At 32.8% G+C, this 13,875-nt stretch carries 8 protein-coding genes; 4 read left to right on the forward strand and 4 right to left on the reverse strand.

Going from position 1 to position 13,875, the window contains the following annotated elements; genetic code table 11:
* Nucleotides 1-41: 41 nt before the first annotated feature.
* Nucleotides 42-824, reverse strand: coding sequence for a LamB/YcsF family protein (locus RAM17_RS09680; RefSeq protein ID WP_306240011.1), 783 nt, complete (start codon nucleotides 822-824; stop codon nucleotides 42-44).
* Between the two features lie 8 nt (nucleotides 825-832).
* The gene (locus RAM17_RS09685) at nucleotides 833-2,068 is read right to left on the reverse strand and encodes an NRAMP family divalent metal transporter (RefSeq protein ID WP_110447459.1); all 1,236 of its coding nucleotides are present in this window, start codon (nucleotides 2,066-2,068) and stop codon (nucleotides 833-835) included.
* A 670-nt stretch (nucleotides 2,069-2,738) separates the two neighbouring features.
* Here RAM17_RS09685 and RAM17_RS09690 point away from each other — a divergent pair.
* Nucleotides 2,739-3,587, forward strand: a complete 849-nt coding sequence (locus RAM17_RS09690; RefSeq protein ID WP_110447458.1) for an aldo/keto reductase — start codon at nucleotides 2,739-2,741, stop codon at nucleotides 3,585-3,587.
* Between the two features lie 105 nt (nucleotides 3,588-3,692).
* Here RAM17_RS09690 and RAM17_RS09695 read toward each other — a convergent pair whose 3' ends face one another.
* Nucleotides 3,693-8,801 carry an autotransporter outer membrane beta-barrel domain-containing protein gene (locus tag RAM17_RS09695; RefSeq protein WP_110448034.1) on the reverse strand — a complete coding sequence of 1,703 codons (5,109 nt, stop codon included), beginning with the start codon at nucleotides 8,799-8,801 and terminating at the stop codon, nucleotides 3,693-3,695.
* A gap of 724 nt (nucleotides 8,802-9,525) precedes the next feature.
* On the opposite strand from RAM17_RS09695, the gene RAM17_RS09700 reads away from it, so the two are divergent.
* Genes RAM17_RS09700 through RAM17_RS09710 form a run of 3 tightly spaced genes read left to right on the forward strand, consistent with a single transcriptional unit; the run spans nucleotide 9,526 to nucleotide 13,475 of the window.
* On the forward strand, nucleotides 9,526-10,677 hold the full coding sequence (locus RAM17_RS09700; protein ID WP_110447457.1) for a merozoite surface protein 3b: 1,152 nt from the start codon (nucleotides 9,526-9,528) through the stop codon (nucleotides 10,675-10,677).
* The gene (locus RAM17_RS09705; protein WP_110447456.1) at nucleotides 10,677-12,047 is read left to right on the forward strand and encodes a DUF6384 family protein; all 1,371 of its coding nucleotides are present in this window, start codon (nucleotides 10,677-10,679) and stop codon (nucleotides 12,045-12,047) included. The genes RAM17_RS09700 and RAM17_RS09705 overlap by 1 nt, the downstream gene beginning before the upstream one ends.
* 3 nt (nucleotides 12,048-12,050) lie before the next feature.
* Entirely contained in the window at nucleotides 12,051-13,475 is a 1,425-nt protein-coding gene (locus tag RAM17_RS09710) for a hypothetical protein (protein ID WP_110447455.1), read from the forward strand.
* A 113-nt stretch (nucleotides 13,476-13,588) separates the two neighbouring features.
* Here the strand turns inward: RAM17_RS09710 and RAM17_RS09715 are convergent, their stop codons facing one another.
* On the reverse strand, nucleotides 13,589-13,870 hold the full coding sequence (locus RAM17_RS09715; RefSeq protein ID WP_110447454.1) for a YciI family protein: 282 nt from the start codon (nucleotides 13,868-13,870) through the stop codon (nucleotides 13,589-13,591).
* Nucleotides 13,871-13,875 lie beyond the last annotated feature (5 nt).

Here is a 13,875-nt window from a genome sequence, read left to right on the forward strand (position 1 = left end):
GGCAAATAATTGAATTATATTGTTACAATATCTACTGCAAATTACTCATTAATAACATCAGTAAATGAAGCAATTTTAACACCATTATTTTGTAATTGTTGGCTAACTCTTTGCGCCATCGCTAAAGCGCCCATACTATCACCGTGAACACAAATTGATCCAGCATCAATCTCAACAAACTCGCCTTCAATTGATATCAAACCACCTTCATTAACAAGTTGTAACATACGATTGGCAACAATATCTGGATCATGTAAGACGGCACCAACCTCCTTACGAGAAACTAAGGTACCATCGGTATGATAAGCTCTATCAGCAAATGCCTCAGCAACAACATTCAAGCCACTTTCTTTAGCCCAGCTGATTAATGGTGATCCAGCCAAAGCGACTAAAACAAGATGAGGATTAATCAGTCGAATAGCATCAATCGTTGCCATTGCTTGGCGCTTATCATGCGCTATCGTGTTATATAAAGCACCATGCGGTTTAACATAACTAACTTCAGCATCAATAGATTTTGCTAATCCAGTTAATGCGCCTATCTGATAAATAACATCAGCAATTAATTCTTCAGAGCCAATATCCATATTTCGTCGGCCAAAACCAACTAAATCAGGATATCCCACATGAGCACCAATACTTACATTATTTAACTTGGCTGCTTTTAATGTTTTTAAAATTCCTTCTGGCGAACCGGCATGAAAGCCACAGGCAATATTGGCACTGCTAACAACTTTCAGCATTGCCTCATCATTACCCATTTGCCATTGACCAAAACTTTCGCCAAAATCACTGTTTAAATCAATAATCTTATTAGTAATCATGATGCCCTTCATTTTAAATAATTAAAAATAGTGAAAACAGACATTGCTCCCATATACCACGTGATAGCACAAACCAAAAGTCCTGACCACAATAGCCATCTAGGATAATGATAACCAGACATTAAATCAGCCCGTTTCCATCCTATGTAAACAAAGATAGTTAAACCAAGCGGTAATACTAAACCATTAAACCCACCAGCAAAAACCAGCAATGATACAGGCGCGGTACCCATAATTAAATAAATCGCCAATGAGGCTGCAATAAAAACAATAGTAGCAAATTGGCGTTGTTTTTCACTGATATTACGTTTAAAAGGTGTAATAAAAGTCATTGAGGTATAAGCGGCACCTATAATACTCGTGATGGCAGCTGCCCATAGTATCAAACCAAAAATACGCAAACCTAATTCGCCTAAAGCCGCTTGGAATGCTTGTGATGCCGGATTAGCGGCATAACTCGAAATATCGATTGTTACGCCACTAGCTACTACACCTAGAATGGCTAAAAACAAAATATAACGCATTAAACCAACTACCATGATCCCTTTTGTTGCTGCACCAGATACATAGTCTATATGTTCTACGCCAACCATACCTTTATCAAGTAAGCGATGAGCACCAGCATAGGATATATAACCACCAACAGTACCACCAACAATAGTTGTAATTGAAGCAAAATCAATATTTGATGGTATTACTGTCTCTTTGAAAGCCTCACCAACAGGAGGATGAGAAGCAAAGACCACAAACATTGTCAAAATGATCATCAATAAACCTAAACCAATCATTAGGCGATCAATAAAATTACTCGCTTTACGTGATGAAAATATATAAACCGCCATTAGAGCACTAATTGCCCCACCCCACTTAGGATCAAGGCCAACTAATGCATTTAATCCTAAACCGGCTCCAGCTATATTACCTATATTAAAAACTAAACCACCAAATATAATTAGTATTGCTAATATATAACCACTAAAAGGTATAGTACTATTAGCGATATCTGATGAGTTCATTTTTGTTAATGCAACTACTCGCCAAATATTTTGCTGAACCACAAAATCTATAATGATAGAGGCCAAAATACCAAAACCAAAAGCAGTGCCAAGTGTCACGGTAAAAGTAGCTGTTTGAGTGATAAAACCGGGGCCAATTGCCGAAGTTGCCATCAAAAAGATTGCACTAATCAGCGATGCTCGCCTATTTTTTACAAAAGCAACGGTACTGCTGCTATGATTTTCCATACGCATGTTCCTCTTTACTAAACTTCTCTGTAATTATGATTAATCTGATATTAATGTATGCAATTACTATGCCAATATTTCTAACATATTTCAAAAAACAATAGCAAATATAATTACTATTTTTTTAACAACAAACTAATTAAAAAAAATTATAATGATTAATGATGTGCAAAGAATAAACTTATAGCGATATCTAAAATCATTTAATAATCATGATATAACTTAATGAAGTTAACAAAAAACTAAATAATAATTACTAATATTTTAAAAATAAATATCATATTTTTTTCAAAAATAATTTTTTTATAATAATTTGTAAACCAAACAAAATAACCATTGCACGATAACTGATCCATTCACTCAGCTAGTTTTTTATCCATCAACAATCCTTTTTTTTTATTTAATACACTTTTTAAATAAATAATTTTTATTTAAGTAATAATCACTTTACTAACTAAATAATAATTTACTTAAGACTTAAAAATTTTGAGGAGAGGAGTTTTTGAAGATAAACATAAAGATAGATAGCTAGAAAAATACCATAAAACAAGTTATTTGTTGGCTAATGAGATAACATTTCCGCTTTACTTAATAGTGAGATTAATAAATAATCATTCGAAAAGACAACCGTTAATATTTTCAGTTAATTTTAATATTAGAGGTGTGCATTATGAAAAGCACAAAATTAAATAACGGCATTGAAATGCCTATTTTAGGCTTTGGTGTTTATCAAATTGATGAAAAACAGTGTGAGCGAGCGGTTTTAGATGCAATTGATGTTGGTTATCGCCTAATTGATACCGCTACAGCTTATCAAAATGAACGCCAAGTCGGAAATGCGATTAAAGTGAGTGGAATTAACCGAAAAGATCTTTTTATTACTTCCAAACTTTGGTTAAATCGTGCTAGCTATGACGGTGCTAAAATTCAATTTGAACAATCGCTAAATTTACTACAATCAGATTACATTGATCTCTATTTAATCCACCAACCTTTTGGTGATATACATGGCGCTTGGCGAGCAATGGAAGAGTTGTATCAACAAGGAAAAATTAAAGCCATTGGTGTAAGTAATTTTCATTCAGACCGTGTTGCTGACTTGATAGCTTTTAATAAAATTAAGCCAGCCATCAATCAAATCGAAATTAATCCATTTAATCAACAATTGCAGACAGTACCTTGGATGCAAAGTAGAACTATTCAGCCAGAAGCGTGGGCGCCATTCGCTGAGGGAAAAAACGATATTTTTAATCACCCTGTATTAACTGTTATTGCCAATAAACATAATAAATCAGTTGGCCAAATTATTTTACGCTGGTTAATACAAAGACAAATTGTTTGCTTAGCAAAATCAACTAGAAAAGAACGAATGGCTGAAAATTTTAATGTTTTTGATTTTGAACTTTCAAATCAAGATCTCATCAATATTACCGCAATTGATACTGCAACTAGTGCATTCTTCTCACATCGTGATCCAGCAATTGTCGAGTGGCTAACTAAACGTAACCGTAATATTTAATTTTCAATTAAAAGAAAGTTTGAAAAAGAACTAAAAATAATTAAATAAGCCGATATTTACTAAGTAATATCGGCTTAGCTAAGTTAACGAAATTTTATTTAACAATTACCAATTAGCACGGATACCTATAGAAGCACTAATTGGAGCTTTAACTCTGGCATCGCCACCATGAGTCCACGTGTGCCCTATTTCACTATATGCATTAATTTGATTATTAACTTCATAACTACCGCCAATGGCTAATTCAGAACTAAATGATTTAACCCCATTACTAAATTCAGTAGCCGCATTTTTACTAGCAAAAGTGACATGATCAGCACCACTTGGTGAATAGAAAAGGTTTACCCGTGCATAAGGGCGCCATAATTCATTATCAGCTTTATAGTCACCTTCAAATCTAGCCCCAATACGGAATAGCCAAGCATTATTATCACTATGTTTTACTTTAGTTTTACCATTGATATGGCTATCTTTTAAATCTAACCATTGGTGAATTACTTGCGCTTGAGGTTCGATTTTCCAATTACTATCAAATAAATCAAATGGTTTACCTGTTTCCATGGAGGCATTCAAACTATTTGCTTTTTGTTTGCTATTTTTATTACTATTTGGATTTACATCAACTCGGTGACGAGCAGCTTGTAAAACCATATCGAAATACCCGCCATCGTTTTGCATATAGGTACCATAAGCAGCCATAAAGTATGAATTAATACCATTACTACCTACACGCCCATATCTACCACTAGCAAAGCCATCAACACTTAAATTACCATGTAGATAACCGAAATATCCCCCTATTCGCCAATCGTTATTTTGCCAAATATCACTGCCCAATTGGAAACCTGAGTAGTTGCCTTTACTGTGTGCATTTGCAGTACCATTCTGTTTTACATTAATACGTTTAGTGATAATTCTTCCCCACCCTATTGATGAATCCTGCAATGGCGCATTACCAATACGTTGATGTAAATTACTTTGCATAAGGTTATCTGCTAAACGAAGTTGTTCAGCTATTGCACCAAACATTGATACTTCTTTACGATAAGTTTTTATTCTGGCTGGTTTTTCTGGTTCAGGATCTATTGGTCTCGTAGGGTCAGTTGGGTCGATTGGTTTAATTGGCGTTGAAGGATCTACTGGAACAACTGGATGTGTCGGTTCATTAGGATCTATTGGTCTCGTTGGTTCAGTTGGATCGATTGGTTTAATTGGAGTTGAAGGATCTACTGGATCAACTGGATGTGTCGGTTCATTAGGATCTGTTGGTTCTGTAGGGTCAGTTGGGTTATTAGGTAAGTAAGAACGTAAATACCAGTTATTATTTTGATTATTAAGATCACCTTTATGTAAATAATATTCATATGCACCCACATCTAGATGCTCTTGTTGCATTTTGAAAGCATCATTACTACTCGCTCCATCAACATGCACTAATTCAATACCATTAGTATTACTAGTATCAGCACCTAAACCATCAATATTATTAATCTCTATAAAAGTATTACCCGAAACATTACCTTGTACAAATAATCGATCGGTTGGACTATCACTATCTTGCACAACCGTGTCAAAGATTAACTTACCATTATCTCCAATATAATCACCTGCAATCGTTAAACGGTCACCTGCAAATTGATTACCGAGGGTAATCACACCACTATTATAAACACTACCACTAATATTAGATTGGTGCAGACCAGTTTTAAGATCCACCATAGCTCCTGAATTAATGGTTAATTTATCAGTATTTAAATCGCCAGTGAGTGTTAGTCTAGCAATACTGCTAAGATTAATATTTTCCCAACCAATAATAGCCACATCACCTATCGTACCATTAGAGGTTGATGAACCAATAAGATGTGTATTAAGGTTAAGGCTATCAACATCAGACGATCCATCTACGCGAAGTAATTTATTGCCCCCATCAACAACAGTCAATTGCGATATATCTGCACCCTCATTGATAAATAAGGTATCATTGCCAGTACCCAATCTAATTTGACCACTAACTTTAGAACCATCATTGAGGGAAATAATTGAATCAGTTGTTTCATTTTTAATCGCAATACCACTAGCAGAAGATATATCAGCGCCCTGATTTAAATTAATATAAGTTTTAAGACCTTCTTTACCAGAAGTATTAATGCCTATTCCAGTGATATTATTTTGGCCAACTACCTTTCCTGATATATCAAGTACAGTCATACCTGTGCCATTATTGGTCACCATAATACCATTATCAAAACCATTGATAATGCCATTAGATTGTTTAACAAATAGATCTGTTGCGGTATCACCATTAACGGCTAATATGCTTGAACCTTGATTAGCACTAATATCACCTTCAGCTATAATATTCGTTAAACCTCGTCCATTATTGGTAAGATTAACGCCATTCATCTCTCCCTGAATATTACTATCCGCTTCTTGTCTAAAGGATAGACTACTCGTATTGGCATCATTAGCTACAATAATGGCATCTAAAGTTTGACTAACAATTTGACCAGCAACTTTAATATTCGTTGAACCTTGCCCATTGTTGGTAAGATTGACACTATTGAGCTTGCCATTAATCTCACTACCTTTATTTTGACTAAAAAGTAAATTGTTTGTAGCTGACTCAGCAACAGCAAAAATGGCGTCACTATTATTACCAATCACTTTACCTGCAATACTAATTACCGTAGAGCTTTGACCACTATTGACCGCATATATTCCATAGCGATGACCATTAATTTCACCAGCTGATTGGATAACATTAAGACTTTTAGAGCTAGTACCATTTTTCGCTGCAATACCATCACGTTGTTTACCGATGACGTTATCTGAAGTAGTAATATTGGTTAATCCTTGGCCATCATTTTCTATATTTATACCATCTTGATTACCGGTAATAGAGCCTTTTAATTGATTGATTTTTAAATCCGTAGCACTATTATTGTTAAACACACGGATTGCATCATTCTCAGCGCCAGTTACATTGCCTGAGGTAGTAATCGCTGTAGTACTTTTGCCATTATTAGTGATATACATGCCATATGACTCCCCTTGCATATTACCATCTAATTGTGACACGGTGATATCTTGGCTATTTTGATCATTGAGTAATGTAATGGCATTATATTGATTACCAATAATGTCACCAGATGAAGTTACTGTTGTTTTACCACTACCTTTATTATTAATATTAATCCCATTAGTATTACCTTTAATTAGGCCTGATGTCTGCATCACATTGACATCTTGGCTATGACTGTCATTATTAATTAAGATCCCTTCATTCTCTTCACCAGTGACATCACCAAAAGTATTCACATATGTAGATCCATTACCATTATTATTAAAATTAATACCACTTTTTTTGCCATAGATACGGCCAGATGATTGTTTTGCAGTTAAATTTTGGCTGTTTGTTTGAGTTACAGCATAAATACCATTACCTTGATGGCCTAATACTTGTCCTGCAGTTGAAATTGTGGTTGACCCAGTCCCTCTATGTTCAATATTAATGCCATCTTGGTTACCATTGATATTACCTAACGATTGGATAATTGTAAGATCTTTGGTATTGGTCTCATTAACAGCAACAATACCATAATTAGTCTCACCGGTTATATCACCAGAGCTACCAATAATAGAAGATCCATTGCCACCATTGTGAATATAAATACCATTAGATTGGCCAGAAATCGTGCCTGCAGATTGATTAACCGTCATATCGTGGGTATTAGCTTGATTAACGGCATAAAGGCCATCATTTTGTTGGCCAATGACCTCACCATTAGTAGTAATTAAAGTTGAACCAGTACCTTGATTAGTGAGATTCATTCCATTAATTGCACCTTTTATACTACCACTGGTTTGATTAACGTTTAAATCAGTTGTGTTGGCACTACCTGTAGCCAATATACCGTCTCTTTGTTGTCCTTCGATCGCACCATGACTTGAAATCGAAGTTATACCATTACCATTATTAACTATATTTATGCCGTATTCTTTACCTGTAATTTCACCTTTTAACTGATTAAAAGTTAATTTATTCGTATTGGCTTGATTAGTAATATTTACCCCATCGTTTTCATTACCAGTAACTGTACCTGAAGTTGTGACAATAGTTGATCCATTGCCATTATTAACAGCATTAATACCGTTTAATTTACCATTAATAACGCCTGAATTTTGAGTCACCGATAAATCATGAGTGTTGCTGCTATTATTGGCATAGATCCCATCATTTTGTTGACCAAGAATATTAGCTGAAACCGCAATTGTAGTAGAACCATTGCCCAGATTATTAGCTTTGATACCATTAAGTCCACCAGTAATAGAGCCACCATTTTGTGAAATCAGTAAATCACCTGCATTTTGTTCATTAACGGCATTAATACCGTCATTTTCATCACCAACCACCTCTCCATTGGAAGTAATATTGGTTCTACCTTTACCTTTATTATCAGCATTAATACCATTTTTTTTCCCATGAACATCACCTGCTGATTGGATTATTTTTAAACCTTGAGTATCACCATCGTTTACAGCCAAAATACCATCAAGCTCATCACCGATAACCGAGTCCGCAGTTGAAATTATTGTTATACCGTGTCCATTATTTAAGGCGTTAATTCCATTGCCTTGACCATGAACATTGGCGCCAACAAGTTCGGTAATATTTAGATCTTGAGTCGAGGTGCTATTTATAGTTCTTATACCATCACCCTGTTTACCCGTGACCTCACCTGAAATCGTAATACCGTTTGAACCATTACCATTATGGTTAAGATTAATACCATTTTTACCACCAATAATATCTCCTGCAGATTGATGTAAAGTTATGTCACTAACACTATTATCACTAATATAGTTATAGCCATCATCAACAGATTCAATATGCTTAGATAATAATATTTCTACTGAGTTGTTGAAGTTAGTAGCACCAAAAAGTGAATTAACATCAACACTAATTTGTTTACTAATAAATTGATTATTATATAAATTTTTATTAACAATCTCATTAGTAACGTTTCGGGCACAATTATTTTTTAGTAACGAACTATCACATTGAGCATAACTCATTGGTGTCATGACTAATGTTACACTGATAGCTGAAACTAAATTAAGTAAAAACAATCGACCTTTAGATTGTGCTTTTTCTGATGTAACGACGTACGCCTGACGCTGTGCATTCCAAACTAACTTAAATACTTTATTCATTATTTCCTCTCCAAAATAAATCTATATTGGTAAAACAACATTTTTATTTGAAAAATCTAATAGAGAATTTTTAAGTAATGCTATTAAGTGCATGACAATTTGCTTTTTACAGCTAAAAAATCAAGACAATTGTGGAGCGTGGCAAAAATTTCGAACAAATAAAAAAGACTTTATTTATCAAATGATAAGACTAAATTAGTAAATAATTTAAAATAGAAAAAGAAAAACTATGTTATAGATAATTTGATTATCACAAAAAGAAAACTGACTGGAACAACGCTCATTTTTACCACATAGTAGGTAAATTGGCAATTAAAAGAATAAAATATATTAATGTGTGTAAAAAGAAAATGAGTTTTATATCGGTGGCTTTATTAGTATTTCCTAAATTATTCAATCCATTATATGCAATCGTCTTTTAGCTAATTGGCTTAGATAATGTAAACTTAATTATTTAATAAGTTAAGCAAGATTATAGCCGATTGCAATAACTTAAATTCTAAAATAACAATTTTACTCAAAAATTAAAATAGAAAATCAAGCAAAAAAACTACCCATTAAATAAACTATTTTATAATTAATATCCTACTATGCTCAAAATTCTTAGTTTTAATAATTCTTTTTAGAATCATAAAGAATATTGAGATAAATTGTTGTAAACAATATATTAAGATATAATTTAGCAGATTTGTCGATGTAATAATAAAAATTAAAGGATTTATAAATGTCTAGCCAGGTCATACCTTATATTGATAGAGCAGTACAATTATTAAATAAAATCGGAATTATTATTAAACCACAAGCCGATGCACCAATTTTAAAGTTATTGGATAATGTTGCCGAAATTGATAAAAATCGAGTTATCGCAATAGCACGAACCTTACAACAACAAAGTGCTTTTAACCAAGTGGTTCGCGAACAAATAGATGGTGTTGAAGTTTCACAACGTTACACCAAAATTGTTAATCATTTTGATAGTATCCGAACGGATATGGAAAAAATGCTAGGTTGGCTTGATGATGGTCGATTAGATTTTTTTGAAAGAATAAAAATAGGTTGGATGAAACTTCAACGAGGCTCTATTCCCGACCGATTCAATCTGATAAAAAAGACCTATTTACAGGTATCGCAAGAAACTGGTAATCAAATTGAGCGTGAGCATATTATTCTAAATGCCTATCAAGATTTTCGATTTGGATTGAAACAAGCTCAAATCACTGCCGAAGAATTAGTTCAAATAGCAACCGCTCGTCTTGAAGAATGTAAAAATAAATTATCTTTAGCCATTGCCGATGTGGATAATTTTAAAGAAGATGATCATGTGGCAAAAGCGCGTTTAGAGCTTATCCGCGATGAAGCATTACGTAATGTTCAACAAGAAGACAGTCGTTACCAAATAATATTGGATTTAGCCAATAATTTAACCGTTTCTTATAATTCAGCAGAAGCAGTCTTTGCCCGTATACAACAAACAACCTCAGTGAAAGAACGAGTTTATCAACAAAGTGTAAGCTTTTTTTCCACCAATGAAATTGTTTTTACTGCATTAAGTGCATCAATCACTTCTTTAACTGGTTTAAGCGAAAGTACTAAAACGTTAGACGCGATGAAAGATGGCATGAATAAAGGTATTGAAAGCATTGCATCTGCGGGTAATAAACAATTAGAAGAAAGCTTACGTGCTGGATATAGCTCAACCATTAAAGCTGATTCGTTACGTGCTTTAGTCGACGCAATTGTCAATTATCAAGAATCAAGTCAGCAGCTAATTGCCGAATTACGTAATGAATCAATTGATAATGCGAAAGAGATAGATCGTATTGTTGAAGATGGTAAACAACGCTTTAATAATATTATTTTAAAGGCTAATAATTAATGTCAAATATTAAGCTTAGTGACCAACTAGGTGCAATGGCAATCATTGACGAACTTTATCAAAAGCAACAATTATTACTTGGGCACCTTGATCATAACGCTTTGCGTACAAACTTAGCAGAAAATATAAAAAATTATTATCAAGCTAAGGGGCAAATTGTTAATGACGAAATCATTGAAAAGGGAATTAATCTTTGGTTTAACCAAAGATTACAATTTATTGCACCTAAACGTAGTTGGTTAATTCGTTTTTTTGCTTTTTGTTACATAAAAAGAAATATACTTTATCCTTTTATCGGTGTGATCTTAGTTATTTTATTGTTGCTCAACTTCAGCATATTAAAAAATATTCTAAAAATTAATGATAATATCGATACAACTTATAGTCATATTTTATCCCAAAAAAATACCTTAAATGATCTTAACAATAAATTTTTGCAAATTGATAAACTTCCTGTTTACTTTGCACAAGTTCCCGTAAAAAAATTAAAAGACTCAATTACTCATTTACTCAATCAAGAGATTAATCTTCATGTTACTGAATCAACGGAGATTTCATCGCCAACGTTTGAGATGAATCAGAAAACACTTAATGATCTAAAAGAACTTGATAACTCAATCTCCTCTACTTTACCTGAGATCACAAAACAAATAACAGAATTAAGTGAATTACTTGAAAAGGATAAAAAATTGGCCAACTTAATTCAAAGTAAAGAGTTTATAGAGGCAACTAAAAAATATCCTATTTTACAAATTTCAGTTGATAAAATTCTTGATAATCTCAATCAAGGACAACAAGATATTGATGTTGAACCAATAGAAACACTTTTTCATTCCGTTGGACGTGCTGAAGCTCTTGAAAATAAAATTCTATCTGATACTAAACAACTACAAACATTAAACGTACCTAACTCTGATATGAGTGAAGTTATTACTTTACAAAATGCCTTAACTGCTGATTTAAAAAATTTGAATTTTGAGCATGTCGAACATTATCAAGAAATGATGGCTTACTATATAAAACTAGCTCAAACCAATTTAACGTTAACTATTGTTGATCATCCAGATTATAAATCGGGAGTGGAGCGTACTCATGACAATACTAATGGTAAATCGTGGTACTTGATTGTCAGACCGATGACAACCAATAACCATTCAGATTCATTATGGGTACAAAGTATTGAAACTGGAGAATCAAAATTGGTAAATACATTTGGCCAACAAGTCACTTTAGAACAATATAACAGTGTTAAAAGCGATAAAATGCAAGATGGGCATATTGATAACAATAAACTTTGTACCAAACCGAAAGGACGTTTAATCTTCAATTGTCCAAAATCAGTGAAATCTGGAAGGATTTTAGAGTGGTAAACCATGCAGACCAAAATAATTGAAAATAAAATTTATGAACAAGCACAGGGTATTAAAGCCACTTTAGATACGGCTTATAAAGAAAGACAAGATACCCTTGATAAAATTTTGAATTTGAAGAATGAACAGGCGAGTATTTATCAAAAAATTGCTACCATCTATTTAAAAGAATCACCGGAAAATAGTGATTCTCAAGTCCAAAATATTATTAAGCAATTGCAGGGACTATATAGTGACTTAACTAGCAAGCTTAGTAAATTAGAAAAACAAACTGGTCAATATCAACAGCAATTAACAAATACTCTTGCAAAGTTAGATGAACTTACTACCCAAAAGGTGCTACAACTGGAAAGCGATCCTGATTACGTTTCATCGTTTAATCGTTTTACTATCGAACAAGAAAATTTAGAAAAAATAACCAAAGATTATGAAGTATGCCAAAAAGAATTCTCAAAAAAATTAGCCGAGTACAGTAAAAATAACTATTACAATTATTTAATCAAAAGAAACTATGGCGAAGATAATTATAAAGGTCGTTGGATTTTTAGAAATCTGGATGAATCGCTAGCTGAATTTGTTCATTTTAATGAAAATTATAAAAACCAAAAAATACTCGAATCTTTAATGAAAGAATCGCAATTTAAATACGATAATCAGAAAAAATTATACGATTTGGCCTTAAAACAAAAAAATAACAAAGAACAACTGGTTGAAAACAGTTTGAAGCTACCGCAATTAAAAACTGAATTAGCTAAAATTGAACAGGATTTAGATAAAGCTGAATGCCAGAAGCAAGAGGCTTATAATACATTAAATGACACACAATCAGGACAAAGCGTTCAGTTTAAAAATTTATCTTCAAAGCTAGCTAAGTTACTAGAAAATCAGTCAATTAAAAAACTTGAGCAGCTAACCTTACAAACTAAATCCAAAGAAGATGATATATTACTTAAAAAAATTCCTGAATTAGATAAACAGATAAAAAAACTTGAACAACGTATTCCACATTTTCAACAATCAATTGGAAACCTTGAAGATATTTTTATTCGCTTTAATCAAACATTGAATTTATTTAGGCAAAATAATATACCTAGTTCTTTTTATGAATATAAAATTTCTTCAAACACACTTAATAACCTACTAAATAACTTAATAGAATATGGTGATTCTCCTGAAAAAATCGTTATGGAGCTTTTAGCTAGACGCGTACTAAGAAATAATACAACTTCCTCAAGTACAAATAGTGGCTGGTCGATATTAAGTAGCTCAAGTTCATCATCTTCTAGGCGCTCAAGTCGCTCATCAAGCTGGTCATCTAATAGTAGTCGAACTTCATCAAGTTCTTCAAGTTCCTCATCCAGTAGGAATAGTTATTCATCGAGCTCTTCATCTGGTGGCGGTGGATATCGTACTACGGATAGTTTTTAGATAGCCAAAATACTTTTATTGAAGTAAGTTTTTTAGTATTTACTAAATTATTCGATTAAGTAGGTGCATTGAATGCAACCTACTTTTAACCCATCAAACCAGGTAATGTAAATTTAATTACTTAATAAGTTAGGCGAAATTTTATTCGCTTGAAATAAGGTAAATTCTAAATCAACAAGATCATAAATACAAAATGGATCTAATTTCATAATATTTTTAACTTCTTCAAGTGAATCACTCATTGCTACAATAATCGCACCTGTTTTATTCTCTAAAGGACCAGACGCAATAAACTTATTGCTGGCAAAATACTCATCTAAAAATTTATTATGTTCTTCAAATTTAGCTAACAATTCTTCCAAAGGTTTTTTAAACTTAAAAGTTACAATTATCATTATAC

Origin of the sequence: Gilliamella apis (assembly GCF_030758615.1) — a bacterium.
Lineage (GTDB): Bacteria > Pseudomonadota > Gammaproteobacteria > Enterobacterales > Orbaceae > Gilliamella > Gilliamella apis_A.